At 73.1% G+C, this 14,813-nt stretch carries 13 protein-coding genes; 7 read left to right on the plus strand and 6 right to left on the minus strand.

Annotated elements, in window-relative coordinates:
* Nucleotides 1-207: 207 nt before the first annotated feature.
* A complete protein-coding gene (locus ACFY0I_RS29555; protein ID WP_388901549.1) occupies nucleotides 208-399 on the minus strand; it encodes a hypothetical protein in 192 nt (63 codons plus the stop codon).
* A gap of 304 nt (nucleotides 400-703) precedes the next feature.
* Here ACFY0I_RS29555 and ACFY0I_RS29560 point away from each other — a divergent pair, with 304 nt between their 5' ends.
* The 4 genes from ACFY0I_RS29560 to ACFY0I_RS29575 all read left to right on the plus strand — a co-directional run bounded on the left by ACFY0I_RS29560 (nucleotide 704) and on the right by ACFY0I_RS29575 (nucleotide 6,381).
* Nucleotides 704-877: a hypothetical protein gene (locus ACFY0I_RS29560; RefSeq protein ID WP_388901551.1), complete on the plus strand. Its 174-nt coding sequence runs from the start codon at nucleotides 704-706 to the stop codon at nucleotides 875-877.
* A gap of 88 nt (nucleotides 878-965) precedes the next feature.
* Nucleotides 966-4,199 carry a lantibiotic dehydratase gene (locus tag ACFY0I_RS29565; RefSeq protein ID WP_388901553.1) on the plus strand — a complete coding sequence of 1,078 codons (3,234 nt, stop codon included), beginning with the start codon at nucleotides 966-968 and terminating at the stop codon, nucleotides 4,197-4,199.
* Complete coding sequence (locus tag ACFY0I_RS29570) at nucleotides 4,196-5,419, plus strand: lanthionine synthetase LanC family protein (RefSeq protein WP_388901555.1); 1,224 nt, start codon at nucleotides 4,196-4,198, stop codon at nucleotides 5,417-5,419. The genes ACFY0I_RS29565 and ACFY0I_RS29570 overlap by 4 nt, the downstream gene beginning before the upstream one ends.
* A gap of 281 nt (nucleotides 5,420-5,700) precedes the next feature.
* Nucleotides 5,701-6,381 (plus strand): adenylate kinase, encoded by a 681-nt coding sequence (locus ACFY0I_RS29575; RefSeq protein WP_388901557.1) that lies wholly within the window; start codon nucleotides 5,701-5,703, stop codon nucleotides 6,379-6,381.
* 65 nt (nucleotides 6,382-6,446) lie between these two features.
* Here ACFY0I_RS29575 and ACFY0I_RS29580 read toward each other — a convergent pair whose 3' ends face one another.
* Nucleotides 6,447-7,988 carry a hypothetical protein gene (locus tag ACFY0I_RS29580; RefSeq protein WP_388901559.1) on the minus strand — a complete coding sequence of 514 codons (1,542 nt, stop codon included), beginning with the start codon at nucleotides 7,986-7,988 and terminating at the stop codon, nucleotides 6,447-6,449.
* A gap of 178 nt (nucleotides 7,989-8,166) precedes the next feature.
* The gene (locus tag ACFY0I_RS29585; protein WP_388901561.1) at nucleotides 8,167-10,638 is read right to left on the minus strand and encodes an ABC transporter substrate-binding protein; all 2,472 of its coding nucleotides are present in this window, start codon (nucleotides 10,636-10,638) and stop codon (nucleotides 8,167-8,169) included.
* A 249-nt stretch (nucleotides 10,639-10,887) separates the two neighbouring features.
* On the opposite strand from ACFY0I_RS29585, the gene ACFY0I_RS29590 reads away from it, so the two are divergent.
* Nucleotides 10,888-11,703 carry a DUF4328 domain-containing protein gene (locus ACFY0I_RS29590; protein ID WP_388901562.1) on the plus strand — a complete coding sequence of 272 codons (816 nt, stop codon included), beginning with the start codon at nucleotides 10,888-10,890 and terminating at the stop codon, nucleotides 11,701-11,703.
* Nucleotides 11,704-11,730: 27 nt separating this feature from the next.
* Here the strand turns inward: ACFY0I_RS29590 and ACFY0I_RS29595 are convergent, their stop codons facing one another.
* A complete protein-coding gene (locus ACFY0I_RS29595; protein ID WP_388901564.1) occupies nucleotides 11,731-12,249 on the minus strand; it encodes a hypothetical protein in 519 nt (172 codons plus the stop codon).
* Between the two features lie 324 nt (nucleotides 12,250-12,573).
* Here ACFY0I_RS29595 and ACFY0I_RS29600 point away from each other — a divergent pair, with 324 nt between their 5' ends.
* On the plus strand, nucleotides 12,574-13,245 hold the full coding sequence (locus ACFY0I_RS29600) for a class I SAM-dependent methyltransferase (protein WP_388901566.1): 672 nt from the start codon (nucleotides 12,574-12,576) through the stop codon (nucleotides 13,243-13,245).
* Between the two features lie 242 nt (nucleotides 13,246-13,487).
* Here ACFY0I_RS29600 and ACFY0I_RS29605 read toward each other — a convergent pair whose 3' ends face one another.
* Both ACFY0I_RS29605 and ACFY0I_RS29610 read right to left on the minus strand, forming a co-directional pair.
* Complete coding sequence (locus ACFY0I_RS29605) at nucleotides 13,488-13,841, minus strand: PRC-barrel domain-containing protein (protein WP_388901568.1); 354 nt, start codon at nucleotides 13,839-13,841, stop codon at nucleotides 13,488-13,490.
* A 322-nt stretch (nucleotides 13,842-14,163) separates the two neighbouring features.
* Nucleotides 14,164-14,325, minus strand: a complete 162-nt coding sequence (locus ACFY0I_RS29610) for a hypothetical protein (protein WP_053676175.1) — start codon at nucleotides 14,323-14,325, stop codon at nucleotides 14,164-14,166.
* 209 nt (nucleotides 14,326-14,534) lie between these two features.
* Here ACFY0I_RS29610 and ACFY0I_RS29615 point away from each other — a divergent pair, with 209 nt between their 5' ends.
* The gene (locus tag ACFY0I_RS29615; RefSeq protein ID WP_388901569.1) at nucleotides 14,535-14,708 is read left to right on the plus strand and encodes a CsbD family protein; all 174 of its coding nucleotides are present in this window, start codon (nucleotides 14,535-14,537) and stop codon (nucleotides 14,706-14,708) included.
* The last annotated feature ends 105 nt before the right edge of the window (nucleotides 14,709-14,813 follow it).

Here is a 14,813-nt window from a genome sequence, read left to right on the forward strand (position 1 = left end):
AGGTAGGGGCGGCCCCCTCGTGGCCCGTCGGGCTCGCGCGGGCGGGATCCTGACGGACACCGTGCGGCCGCGCGGAACTGAAACCGGACAAAACCGGCGGTCCGAACCTACGAGAAGAACCGCCCCCGGGCCCTCGGGACACGCCCGCTCGCGTCGACCCCCGCACGAGCGGACGGCAGCGCCCGGCCCGAGGGCCACGGGAGCCGGTCAGCGGTCGGACCGGACCCCGTACTCGGTGTGCCGTGCCGGCGGCTCGATGAAGGTTTCCTTGGCGTGGAAACAGTAGATGCAGGAGCAACCCCGTTCCTCGACGGGGAGGACGGGCAGTGCCGTCGGTATCAGGCTGACGTCGACGGAGTCGGCAGCGGTCGCCGGCGTGCGGGTGAACGTTCCGGTCATGGCTCCTCCTGGGATGCGTGACGAGTGAAGGCACCAGCACACCGGATGTCGGCCGGGTGCCGTGTCGTGCGATCGGATCCCCCACCGGACGGCTCACCGACCGTCACCGCGCAGCCACGGCCGCAGTCGCAGCCGCAGACACCGTCGGCCCGCCCGCGAGCCTGCCCGAATCCGTCCGGCGCCCGGCCCCGCCCACTCGTCCCGCGCACCGTACGAACGGAGGACACGGCCCCGCGCGCCGCGTTCCTAACGTGGCAGCGCGAGTCCGAGACACCTGCCGCCCGGCAGGTCGAGAGGAGATCCCATGAACACGTACGACCTGGCCGACGCCTTCCGACTCGACCCCCGCGCCGACGCGCCGGCCCCGCGCACGGCGGACCCGTCAGGGGCCGGGGCCCGCGACCTGTCCGTACCCGACTGGATGACCACCGGCTGCGCCGACCCCGGTTCCGGACCCACCTGGTCGGACGGCCGATAGCACCCGAGGGCCGGAGCGCGGGCCCGGCGCACCACCGCGGACGGTGTGCCGCCGCGCTCCGGCTCCTCCCCGAGGACAGGACCGGGACATGCGAGGACGAGTGTTCGAGCCGGGGCCGGGAGCGCAGGCCCGCATCCCCCTGAGGGCCGTGGCGGCGAGCCCCGAGGACGGAGCCGGTGTGCTGGAGGAAGCCGTCCTCCTGGCGGCCCCGGATCTGATCGGGGCTCCCGGTGAGGGACGGGCCGGGGAGCCGGGCCGGAGGAACGCCGCCGGCGCCGGGAGCGCCGGCGCCGGGAGCGCCGGCGCCGAGCGGTCCTTGCGGGCCTACGACATACGCTCGCGGACGCGCCCGACCCCGAGCGGCGTCTTCAGCGGCGTCGCACCCGTGCGCTTCACGTCATCCGCGCGGCCCGGCCGCGGGAACGCGGCCGGCGAGCGACTGACCCTGGGCACGGCACATCGAGCGGTCACCACACCCAGCGGGCCGTGGCTGGCGGCCGTCGCCGACCGGATGCTCGACGACCCGGACGTACTCGACCGGGTCACCCTCACCACCGACAACACCGTCCGCACGGTCGACGGCAGGTTCGAGGTCGCGTACGCATCCCCCGAGGGCGCCATCGGCGTGCACAGCGTCCGCGACACCCCGGTGTCCCGGATGCTGCTCCACATCTGCGCGAACGGCAGACCGGCCGCCGAACTCCTCGCCGTCCTCCGCGGGCTCCTCGCCGACGGCGCCGGCGCGACCTCCGTCGCGCCGGCCGTCCCGCCGACCCCGGGACCCTCCGCCTCCGCTCCCGTCGACGTCGCGACCTTCGAACGGGCCGCCCGCGCCGACGCCGCGGCCTTCGAGCGGACCGCCCGCGCCGACGTCGCGGCCTTCGAACAGGCCGCCCTCGACAACGCTCTGGCCGATTTCGCCGCGCTCCGCACCGACGACGGGATCGCCCGCGACACGCTGCTCCGGATGATCCGGTCCGGTCTCCTCCTGACCGATCTCACCCCCGGCGGCCCGCCGTCCCTCACGCTCACCGCCCTCGCCGCGTTCACCCGCCCCGGGGACGCGTGGTCCGTCCTGCCCCAGCTGCGTGATCTGCTCGCACGGGCCGACGCCCACCCGCCCGGCGAACCGACGCGGCTCGAACTGCTGCGCCTGGCAAGGCAACTGATGGCCGATCCGGCGCCACCCGACCGACCCCTCGTGGCCGACACCCGCGCCGACGCCGAGGTGGTCCTGCCGCGGCGCTTGGCGGAGCAGGCCGCCACGGCAGCCGGCGTGTTGTGGCGGACGGCCCACACCAAGCCCCCGCTGACCCGGTACCACCGCAGGTTCGTCGAGACGTACGGAATCCATCGCATGGTCCCCCTGACGGAAGTCCTGGACACCGCGACGGGCCTCGGTCCACCGGACCCCGACGACGGGCTGGGCGCGAGCGCCGAGCCCGCGCCCGCCCGCCTGTCGCTCCTCGCCGAGCTGGCCGGCCGGCACGGCCCGGACAACGAAGTCGTGCTCACCGAGGACCTGGTGGACCGGCTCGCCGCACCCCACCCCGAACCTCCGCCGCGGTCAGCGGAGATTCACGTCCGGGTCGTCCGCGACGGCGGGGGACCGCTGCGGGTGGCGGTCTGCCCGGGCACCGGCTCCCAGCAGGCGGGTTCCGCCACCGCCCGGTTCGCCGCGCTCGGTCCCACGGACACCTTCCTCGATCCGGCCGGGCGCGAGGCCGTCGACGGCGACCCGGGCGTGCTCGTCGCCCACGTCGCCTGCCGCCCGCCGACTCCCGCGGCAGCGGCCCTGGCACCACCGGCCGCCGGTCCCGGGCAACGAATCGCCGTGGGCGTCCCACCACGGCCCGGCGACCTCGTCCCGGCCGATCTGCACGTCGCCTCGGACGGGCGCCGGCTCGTGCTCTGGTCCCCACGGCACGGACGCCGCGTCGTTCCGGTCGTCCCGCACCGGCTGAACCCCGCGCTGCTGCCCGACTCCGTGCGACTGCTGCGGCTCCTCGGACAGACCGGGACCCGCCCCTGGCACACCTGGTCCTGGGGACCGTACGCCGAACTGCCCTCCACGCCGCGCGTCCGACACGGGAACGTCGTGCTCGCCCCGGCCCGCTGGACGCTCCCCGGCGCACTGACCAGGGCCGCCGATCGGCCCGCGGAGTTCGCCGCCCGGCTGCACGACTGGCGTACGGGAACACGGCCGCCCCCGCCACCGAACGTGACGGTGGAGGAGGCCGACCGGCTGCTGCCCCTGGACCTCGACGATCCCCGCGACCGCGAAATCCTGCGCTCCCGGGTACGGCACGGCGTACGTGCCGTGCTGGAACCCCTCGGCGCCGCGACCTGCCCGGCCGTCGTACGGGGCCGTGACGGCGGGCACCTGCTCGAAGTGGTGGTCCCGCTGCGCCGGGCGGACGACGCGGACGACACGGTGCGGCTCGACCCGCGGTGCGCACCGCGAAGCCGCGCGGACGAACCACTGGACCGTTCGGCCGACTGGTTGTCGCTGGCCGTCCGGGTACCCGAACACCGGCAGGACGCGGCGCTCCGCCGGCTGGGCCGGGTCATGGCCGCCCGGGCACCGCAGGACGCCTGCCGATGCTTCTGGCTCCGTTACGCGACCCGCGACTTCGGCCCGCAGCTGAGGGTCCGCTTCGCGGGCTGCCCCGATCACCGGGTCGAGACCCTCCGCCCGGTGGCCGAACACTGGGTACGCGGCCTGCGGGCCAACGGGCTGGCCGGTGCGGCCCGATGGGAGGCCTACGTACCGGAGACGGAGCGGTACGGCGGGCCCGACTGCCTGAGCGCCGCCGAAGCGGTCTTCGCCGCCGACAGCGCGCTGGCCCTGGCCGCACTCGGCCCGCACACCCCGGGTCCGGCGGGCAGCGAGGGGCTCCCGGAGGAGGACCGACGGATCCTCCTCGGCGCGGGGAGCGCCGTGCGCGTGGCCCGCCTCCTGGCCGACGGCTCACCCCGCGCCGTCGGCACGGCCGGGCTCACCCGCGACGCACGTCGCCGTCGCGAGGCACTCCGCGGTGCCTTCCGCACCACCGTCGCGCAGTCGCCGCCCGGGGACACGGCCCTCGGAGCGGCCTGGTACGCCCGCGACACCGCGCTGAGCGCCTACCGCGAGGCGCTCACGGCAGTCCGTAGGGCCGAAATCCCGGCGGCGGTACCCCACTCGCCCGCGTCCCCGGGCATCGTGGAACTCTGCGCCTCCGACCTGATCCACCTGCACGTCAACCGGCTGCTCGGCCCGGACCCCGCGACGGAGCGGCTCGTGCGCTCCCTCGCCGCGGACGTCCTGCACCGGCCGTGACCACCGCCCGCGCAGCCGCCGCGGCGACCGCCCTGGGAATCGCCGAATCCCTCGCCGATCCGTACGCGGTGGCACGAAACCTCCCCGCCGCTCACGTGCACACCCTCGGCGACGGCCTCGCGGGCACCGCCCTACTGCACGCCCGCCTCAGCACGGTCGAACCGGCCGGCGCCCACCGAGCCCTCGCCCACTGGGAGACGGCCGCCGACGCGCTGGGTCGCGCCGGGTCGGTCGGCGCGGACGGCGTCTACCGTGGACGGGGCGGACTCGCCGCGTCCCTCATCATCGGCGCGGCCCACCTTCCCCGGGGCGTCGTTCCCCGTGACGCCGTACGCGACGGCACCCGATGGCTGTCCCGCCGAGCCGAGCAGATCGTCGCGGGAGCGACCTCGGCCCGCGGCCGGGCCCGCACACCGCTGCCCACGGGGGTGTACGACACCCTGCGCGGGCTCAGTGGCGTGGGCCGTGTGCTGCTCGTCGCGTCGCAAGGCGGCTGGGCCGCCGAAGCGGCGCCGGGCCTCACGGCCGCCCTGACCCTGCTGACCGCGATGATCCTCCAGGGAACCGCTGACCGGCCGGGCTGGGCGGCCCGGGCGTCGGGCCCGCCGGCCCCGGCCCCGGGCCCGGTGCCCGCCGGCGCGAGCGCCACCGGCATGGCCCACGGGATCGCCGGCCCCCTGGCCCTGCTCGCCCTCGCGGAGCGGGCCGGGGCATCCGTACCCGGCCGGCGGCGGGCGATCGAGGCCGCCGCCGACTGGCTCCTCCAGCACCGCGCGGACGCCTCCTGGCCCTGCTGGACACCCGACGGGCCACCGGGCGGTCGGCGCGACGCCTGGTGCTACGGCGCCCCGGGCATCACGCGCGCCCTGGACCTCGCGGCGTCCGCCCTCGGCCGGGACCAGTACGCACGTGAGGCACTCGACTGCCTCCACGCCCTCGCTGGGCGGGATCCCGGCACCTGGGACACCCGGGGAGCGGGCCTGTGCCACGGCTCCGCCGGGGTGCTGATGGCCGCGCTGCGCGGCCATTGCCCGGCGCTGGCCGAATCCGCCTGCGAACGAACCGTGGAACTGCTCGCGGGGCAGTGCCCGGACTCTCGGAGCCGCCGGACCGGCTTCCTGACGGGAGCGGCCGGCGCGGCCCTGGCCCTGACCCACTACGCGGACCTTCCGGCCCGCGACTCCCGGGCGCCGTGGGACAGCCTCCTGCTGACGGTGTGACGCCGGGCTTGGTGCTCGCGCTCCAAGAGCGCCTCAAAGCCGTTGTTGTCGCACGGCACTCGGCGGTTCGGCGGAAGGCGTCGGCAGGCTCCGCTGCCCGCTGCCCGCTGCCCGCTGCCCGCTGGCGGAAGGGTCGGGTCGGCGTGCCCGTGATCAATGCGTCGGTGTCTCGACGGTGTCGCGCCTACCATCTGCTGAAGTGCGTCACCGTGCCCACGTGGCCGGCCACCGCGCATCCTGTGATCGACCCTGGCCACGCATGACGAAGGGACACCTCATCGATGCGCCTCCTCCTGATCGGGCCACCCGGAGCCGGCAAGGGTACGCAAGCAGTGCGCCTCGCCTCCCACTTGTCGATCCGGCACATCTCCACCGGCGACCTGTTCCGCGAGCACATCGACCAGGGCACCGCGCTCGGGCAGCAGGCCGACCGGCACATGCGCGCCGGGCTTCTGGTTCCGGACGAGGTCACGATCGAGGTGGTCAAGGAGCGCCTTGCCCGCCCGGACGTCGAGCGCGGATTCCTGTTGGACGGGTTCCCCCGCAATGCCGTCCAGGCGGTGGAGTTGGACGGCATCCTGGCCGACTCGGGGTCGAGACTGGATGCCGTGCTCGACCTGGAGATTCCCGACGCCGAGGTGGTCGGCCGGATCGCAGGACGACGCGTGTGCCGTGAGGACCGCGGACACATCTTCCACGTCGAACACAGCCCGCCTGAAGTGGCGGGAACCTGCACCCTCTGCGGCGGTGAGCTGTACCAGCGGGATGACGACCGCGAGGCAACCGTTCGTAAGCGGCTGGAGGTCCACCACAGCGAGACGGCGCCGGTCCTCGACCACTACCGGGCCCAGGGGCTGGTGACCACGGTTTCGGCCCTCGGTCACGTCCAGGAGGTCTTCGTCCGTGCGCTGGCCGCGATCGGCCGGAGCCAGGCCGTTGTCCCGGACACCGCGAGCGATTGACCGCTCGGGCCGGTGGAGCGGGGCCGAGCATCCGGGCGCGACGGGGGCGGCCGTACCCGTGGTCGCTACGTGGGCGTCGTCTCCCCACGCCGGGCTGCCGGCGGCGCGGTGGCCGTGCCGCTCAGGCCGTGGTCGAGGAGTGCGTGCATGCGCCGAACGGGGAGGGCCGGATTGGCCGCAGCGCCCTCGGCGGTGCCGGGGTCGGTGAGGAGGGCCTCCAGCGTGTGAGGCGACAGGTTCGGGTTGGTGGCCGCTGCCCGGCGCACCGCCGGGTCGGGGTCGTCCAACGGAGGGTTGGGCAGGTCGGGATCGGCTGCGGCCAGGGCCCGTACCTCGGGGTCCGGGTGGGCGACGAGGTGAGCCCAACCGGTACGGGGAAACGTGGGCAGGTCCCGCACGTGCGGGCGGTGGGCCGGGCGGGCGACGAATACCTCCAGGAGGAGGTGCGGGGGAGCCAGCGGGTGGTGGCAGGCCAGCCGGATCCTCACCTCCTCGTCGTCGTCCCGCGCGAGCGTCTCGACGAGGTCCGCCGACAGGCCCGGCCAACTCGCCGCCACCCGGCGGAGCACCGGCTCCTCGGACGACGCGCAGGCGGTGAACCAGTCGGGCGACGGCCCGACGGCCGGATCGGGGTTCGGCTCGGCGAACGGCTCGCCGATGGGGCAGGCGCAGTCAGGACCGTGCCCGATGCCCCAGTCGATCGCCCAGTACTCGGCCCAGGTCCGGGCGAAGGGGTGCAGGCGCGCGCGCATCCGCACCTCCGCGTGCGGGTCCTCCTGCAACTCGGCGACCAGGTCCGGTTCCAGGTCGGGCCGGGTCGCGATCAGCGCGCGGACCCCTGCCCCGGGGTGGCGGGCGAGCCGGGCGAGGGCATGGGCCGGGGTGTGACGGTTCTGGGCCAGGAGGTGCTCGGTGCCGTCCGCGAAGCACTGCTCGACGAGGGCGGAGGACGGTGCGCACGCGGAGAACACGAATGCGTTGCGCGGGCCGAAGGAAGGCAGCCTGGCCTCCACCCGTTCCGGATCCGAACCCCAGCTCCTGTCCCACGCCTCCTCACGTATCGCGGGCTCCGGGTCGTCCAACAGCCCCGCCTGCTGCGCCGGGGTGAGCGACTCCCACCTCCAGGTGGCCAGTATCCGGATTTCGGGGTTCTCATGGTCGGTCAGGGAACGGAAGAAGGACGGGGGCATCTGCCGGGACGATTCGAGGCACCCGATGATCTCGTTAGCGGTGAGCTTGCCGTCCTCGCCCCCGTCCTGTGCGGTCAGGAGGCTCACGAGGATGTCGTCCGGCAACGGTCGGACCCGGCGGGGGTGGTGACGGGGCCCGCCGGCGAGCCACCCGCGGACGATCCCCGACGGGTCCGTGGCCAAGGGGGTGAGCCGAGTCGGGTCGACGTACCCGTTGCAGGCGAGCGCGCGGCGGATGACTCCGTCGGGATGGCGCAGGGCCGCGTCGAGGACGGCGTCGGGCAGGTCACGCCGCTCGCACAGCAGCGGGCCGGCCTCGCCCGCGGCTCGGTCCAACAGGCGCACGAGCACGTCGGAGGGGGCAGCCGGATTGAAGGCGATGCCGCGCAGCCATGGTGCGCGGAGAGAGTCGGACATCGCGTCATCCTGTCATTGCGTGAACACGATCGGCCCACCGGCCGCCGGCCGAGGATGCGGGGCGGGCGCAGTGGTCGCTGTCTCCCGAACCGGCTCACCCCTGCCGGCAGGGGCCCGGGACGATCACGTCGGGGCGTGGGAGAAGGTCAGCGCCCTGTCATGAGCGGGTCGGCGCGCGTCACCGGGGGGCGGGACCGCTCGTCACCTTGGTCCAGGCGCCGTTCTTCACCGCGTACACCGTGAGCCGGCGGTTGACCGTGTCGCCGTTCCCGTCGAAGGCGACGCGGCCCGTGACACCGTCGAAGGACTGCCTGGCCAGCGTCTGCGGAAGTTTCGCCCGACTGCCCGTGGGAAGGGCGCCGCCGTTGGCCGCCGCGACGGACTTCACCGCCTCGATCAGGCTCCAGGTCGCGTCGTAGGCGTAGGGGCCGTACCAGCCGGCGGCCTCCGAGTAGCCGGCATTCCGGTACCGGGCGAGGAAGTCCTGCCCGGCCGCCGACTCCTCGGCCGGTGCGCCGATGTTGGTCGCGAGGTCGCCCTCGGCCTTCGGGTTCGCCGTCAGGTACTGCTGGTCGAAGATGCCGTCGCCGCCCATCAGGGGCACGGTCACACCTGCCTGCTTGAGCTGCTGGGAGAGCCGTCCTGCCGTGTCGTGGTAACCGCCGAAGTAGACGGCGTCGGCCCCCGAGGACTGTGCCCTCTCGGCGAGCCCCGCGAAGCTGCTTTCCGCGGGATGCACCTGCTCGGTGCCGACGACGGTCCCGCCGAGCTTCGTGAACCCGGCGGTGAAACCCTTGGTGAGGGTGGTCCCGTGGGCGCTCGTGTCGTCCACCACGTAGACCTTGGTCCTCTTCGCCTTGTCGTGCAGGTACTGGGCGGCCATCGGCCCTTGGTCGACGTCCGTCGCGACGGTCCGGAAGTACGTGGAGTAGGGGCGGGACGCGGTGCCCGCGGCCCAGCCGGACCCCAGCGTCAGCACGGGGTTGGTGTTGGCCGGGGAGACGACGGCCATGTTCGCCTGCGCGAGCGGGGGCACCAGGCTCTGGGCGACGGCCGAGTTGAAGGGGCCGACGACGCCGAGCACCTTTTCGTCCGCCACGAACAGGGCGGCGTTCGCTGCGCCCTTGGCGGGATCGGCGGCGTCGTCCAAGGCCTTGATCTCGAAGGTCACGCCGGGGACGTGCCCGGTCTCGTTGGCGGTCCTGACCGCGAGTTCGGCGGAGTTCTTGATGCCGATCCCCATCGCGGACATGCCACCGCTGAGTGGGGCGTCCACGCCGAGCACCACCGTGACGGAAGAGCCCGCCTTGCCGTCGCCGGCGGCCCCGCCACCTCGGGGCGCATCCTCGTCCCCGGTGAGGGTCCAGGTCAGGACGGAACCGGCGGCGAGGGTGGCCAGGGCCGCGCCCAGCACCACGGAGCGCCGGGTGAGGGCTCGTCGACGGACGGATGTACGGCTGCCGTGATCGTGCTCCGTGGCCGGCACCCCGAGCGTGACGGGATCCCCTGCCGGAGGCACGGGCACCGGTACGGGGACGGGAGGGTCGGACGGCCGGTCGGGCACGGGACGCCGCGGGACGTCGGCTGCGGAGCCGGAATCCAGGACCGTGGCCGTCCGTCGCGCGGGCGTTCCCGGCGCCTCATGCTCCGGCTTGCTCGGAGCGGAATCGGACCCCGCTGATCGTTCCGCGACCGGAGCGGAATCGGACCCCGCCGATCCGTCCGCGACCGGAGGCGTCGGCACCGTCGAATCCCGCGTGGGCACCGGCCCTGCTTCCCCTCCTCCACCCGGTCCGTGCCCGGTGGACGCGTCCGCTCGGGGCCCTGAGGGACGCAGCACCGACGCCAGCATCCGCGCCGCTTCCGCCGCGCCCACGCGCTGCGCGGGATCCTTGGTGAGGAGCGCCTCCAGTACGGGCGCCAGCGGGCCCGCGTGGACCGGAGGCTGGTGCGGGCGGGTGAAGACGGCCACGGCGAGGGCGTGCAGCCCCTCCGCGGTGAACGGCGGGTGACCCTCGACGGCGTGGTAGAGGGTGGCGCCGAGCGCCCACAGGTCGTTGGCGGGAGTCGGGCGCTTGCCCTCCAGTTGCTCCGGAGGCATGTACTGGGGCGTCCCGATGACGATCCCGCTGTGGCTCAGCTTGGTCGTGGCATCGGCGAGGTGGGCGATGCCGAAGTCGGTGAGGACGACGCGGTCCTTGGCCAGGAGCACGTTGTCCGGCTTGATGTCGCGGTGGATGATGCGCGCCGAGTGCGCCTCGGCCAAGGCGTCGAGCACGGCCGCGCCGATCTCTGCCACGCGTTGCACGGGCAGTCGGCCCCGGCTGCGGATGGCGGCGGCGAGGGATTCCCCGCGGATCAGCTCCATGACGATGACGGGGGATCCGTGGTGCTCCACGACATCGTGGATGGTGATGATCCCGGGGTGGCTGAGAGTGACGGCTGCCCGGGCCTCGCCGGTGAACCGCCGCAGCAGCGAGGCGCGGTCGCCGTCGTCCATCCCCGGCGGGAAGAGGATCTCCTTGACGGCGACCTCGCGCCCGAAGAGCTGCTGGTCGAGGCCACGCCAGACCCGGCCCATACCGCCCTGGCCGATGCGTTCGACGAGCTGGTACCGGCCGGCGATGAGTTCGGGATTCTGCTCGGTCACGCGCACACTGTAGGTCCTGATGAGCCGGTCGGGTGACGAAAAGCCGATCACGGATGTGACGACGAGGACGCGGTGCACCCTGCGCGGCGGGGTCGGGGAGCTGTTCCCGGATCATCCGGATCCCACACGCCCTGACCTGCTGAAACCTTCTGGACTCAGGGCGACGGGTCTGCGTATCTTCTCGGAGGCCCCCGCCCACCCGGCGGGGGCCGTCCGCATGTCGTCCTTTTCCACGGGGGGTCCACCGTCATGTCCTTCAGCGCGCCCGGCTCACCACCGCCGCCTCCGCAGCAGCAGCCGCCGTACCCGCAGAACGGCCCGGCCCCGTACCCGGCCCCGCAGCCGGGCCCGTACCAGGGCCACCCCTACCCGGCCGGTCCCGTCCATCAGGCTCCGGCACCTCAGGGCGTGCTGCGTTCCCCGCAAGGACTCGCGACCGCTCTGACCTGGCTGCTGGGCACCGCGGTCGTGGCGCACCTCGCCTCGGCCGCCTCCGGCGTGTACGAGCAGTCGTGGCTGCGGGGTTTCGCAGGGGACACCCTCTTCGACGACCTCGAACTCAGCCTGTCCAACGGGTTCACCATCATCGCCGGGTTGCTCAAGCTGCTCTCGATGGCCCCCTCGATCGTCGTCTTTATCGTGTGGTTCCACCGGGTGCGCGTCAACGGCGGGATCTTCCGTCCGGATGCCTTCACCCTGAGCAACGGCTGGGCCATCGGCGGCTGGTTCATCCCGGTGGGCAATCTGTTCCTGCCCTTCCGGGTCGCCCGGCAGACCTGGAGGGCCAGCACTCAGCGGGCGCCCGACGGCTCCGAACGGCAGGCGTCCGCCGCACTGCTGACGGCGTGGTGGACGTTCTGGATCCTCGGGGTCTCCCTGGGCCGCGTCTCCGATCGGCTGTACATCAGGGCCGAGACCGTTGCGGCACTGAGCGACGCGGGCGCCCTCGGGATCGTCTCCGACCTCACCATGGTCGTGGCCGGGGCGCTCGCCGTCCTCTTCGTCCGCAGGCTCACGGCCATGCAGAACACCATGGCCACCGAAGGCCCGTACTCCCGGGTCTGACGACGGAGGCCCGACCCACGTCCCGGGTCAGCGGTGTTCGGACGCCATGGAGTCAAGGGTCTCCCGCATCATCCGGTCGATGGCTCCGGGCCGCCCGATCAGGGAATCGAACAGGTCGGCGAGCAACCACAACACGAAGCCGTGCCCCCGGGCTTCCTCCGGCGGAACCGGTCCGTACCGGTCGCGCCACGCCACGGTGTCCATGCCCATCGCGGCTGCCATGAGGACGCCGGTGATCATCGGCACCTGAGTCGGGTCCGCCGTTTCGAACGTGGGGAGTCTGCGGATCACGGCGGGGATCAGATCGCTGAGAGGATCCAGCCGGTTCCCGCCACCGGCTTGTTCGGCGATCAGGTACCCGGTCAGCACGCCCACCAGGAAGACGGTGCCCCGGGACACCTCCTCGCGCCCGTACGCGTCCACGGCGGCCTCGACCCGCTGCAGCGCCTCCCGGCGCTGCTCGGCAGGGGTCCGTTTCTCCAGGACGCGGTACGAGTCCCACGCCGCACGGATCGCCTCATCCACGACTACGCCTTCATCGGTCATGGAGTGACCGTATGCGAGACGACGCACCGGCCGGGAACCCAGGAGCGGGCAACGCAGGACGTCCGCCGGGGCTCACGCCGGCCGCGCGGGCCGAGGCGCGGCCGTGTCGCCGACCAGCGGGAGGGTCCGGTCCGCCGTCCGTCCGATCTCCTCCCCGTCCGGTGCGGTCGTCAGCGCGCGAGCCGTCCGGCCGTTGCCGTTCCGGCAACTTCCGTAGGTCCCGTGGCACTGGCCCGTGCATCATCGGCAGCGCGCCCTCCCGCCCGGGGACGGGTCGGATGACCCGTGGTTCGACAGGGCATCCCGAGCATCAGGAGGCTTCCCATGACGGAAAACGACGGCCACGGCCGAGGGGCCGGGCACGACGAGCAGGCGGCGGACACGATGTTCGAGCCGGCCGGCTGGGACGAGCGGTACGCGGGACAGGAGCGGTTCTGGAGCGGCGAACCCAACCCGCAGCTGGTCGCCGCCGCCGCTCGTCTGACGCCGGGGACCGCGCTCGACGTCGGATGCGGCGAGGGCGGCGACGTCGTCTGGCTGGCCGGCCAGGGGTGGCGCGTGACGGGGGCCGACTTCTCTGCCGAGGGGCTCGGCCGCGCCGCCCGTCATACCGAGGAGGTCGGCGTGGCCGATCGCGTCGACTGGTGGCAGGCCGATGCCCGAACCTTCGATGCCGGTGACCGTTCCTACGATCTGGTCACCAGCCACTACCTGCACGCCCCGGACGGTGGCATGGTCGAGGTGACCCGCCGGCTCGCCACGGCCGTTGCCCCCGGTGGGCTGCTCCTGGTCGTCGGCCACGCACCGTCCCCTGTGTTCACGCAGCTCTCGGCGAGCCACCGCAAAGCGATGTTCCTGGCCGCGGATCTCCTTCCCGGCCTGCCGGACGACTTCGAGCCCGTCGTCGTGGAACAGCTGGTCCGCACGCTCCAGCGGGACGGCGGCCCGGTCGAAGCCGAGGACTCGGTCCTGCTCGCCCGCCGCACCGAACGCTGAACGCCTTCCGGAGGCACGGTTTCCCACCCGGAGCACTCGGTGGGGGCACGCGCCCGCGCCCGAGACCGCGGGGGAGGCCCGGTGTGCGGGCGGATCGACCGGCAGCGGACGGCGGCCCGGTCGGGGAGGGGGCCCGGCCGGGGACGGCGCCAGGAACGTTCGGCACGGCGGAACGGGCCGGGGCGGCAACCGTGTGGTTGCCGCCCCGGCCCGGATGCCCGCGGGTCCCCGCGAGGTGCCCGTCAGACGTCGTGCGGCCGGTCGTAGTAGCCGCCGACCTGGCGGTGGTAGTCCTCGTTGCCGAGGTGGATGTCCCTGTCGAACTCGGGAGCGGCCTTGATCTGTTCCTTGGTCCGGTCGACGTAGATCTTCTGCTCGTCCGGTTCGACGCGGCTGACCGCGCCGGCCGGGAGGAGGATCTCCTTGCCGAAGATCCAGGGGCCGGTGTCGACCACGATGTAGGCGGAGCCGATGTCCTCGGAGTGCTTGTCGACCTTGCCGATGGAGCCGTCCGTGGCTTCGACCTTGTAGCCCGTCAGATCGGCACCGGCCAGGTGGCCGGCGGTGTCGCGGTAGCCCCACACGTTCTCAGTCATATCCAATTACTCCTTCATCGATTTCAGTGCCTCTTTCCGATGTGGTCCTGAAGAACCTGAAGAATCCGGAAGCGCGGCACCGTCAAGGGCTCGACTGCCCGGAAAGGTTTCCTCCACTCTCCGTGGATCGATCTTCTTGAGGGGACGAGCGGGAGTGGCTGCCGATCCGTTGGAGGTAGCCGGTTCCCGACTGCGTCACGGCCACCACCCCCGCCATGGCGCGGATGCCCCGAAAATCCAGGCTGTGACGGGCGAGATCCGGACATGACCGTGGGCCCCTCTCGGCCGAGAGGGGCCCACGACAACGGGCCGGTGAGCCCGACTACCAGCGGTACCAGCGGCCGCTACCCCCCTTGGGACGGGCGACGAAGCCGACCAACCACAGCACCAGGACGGCGATGGCGACCCACCAGAGGATCTTCACCGCGAATCCGGCACCGAAGAGAATCAGGGCGAGCAGAAGAACGAGAAGCAGGGGAACCATGTTTATTACCTCCGAGACGCCTTCTGTCCGGAGCCTGACAAACCATGCGCGCGGAACTTACCTGTTTCATATCGGCGCAGGTGGGAAGTCGAGTTCCCCGCCCGATCGGGGGCATTGCCCGCTGGATCGGTGGTTCCCCCGTTTCATGTTCCTGTTCGTGGACAGGCGAGTGGAGGCAAGGCGAGTTCCTATTGCGAGGAGTGATGGTTGTGTCGGCTGACGAGAAGACCCAGGCGAAGACCGAGCAGGCCAAGGGCAAGGTCAAGGAGGCCGCCGGCCGCGTCGTCGGCAACGAGCGCCTCACGGCCGAGGGTCGTGCCGACCAGGTCAAGGGCGACGCCCGTCAGGCCAAGGAGAACGTGAAGGACGCCTTCAAGCGCTGACGGCGGAGCCTGAGCACCGCGGGGTGTGTGGGGGGGGGGGGCCCCCCCCCGGGGGGGCCCCCCCCCCCCACACACCCCGCGGGCATGTCCGCCGTGACCGCTGGA

Origin of the sequence: Streptomyces sp. NPDC001568, from assembly GCF_042893755.1 — a bacterium.
Classification (GTDB): Bacteria; Actinomycetota; Actinomycetes; order Streptomycetales; family Streptomycetaceae; genus Streptomyces.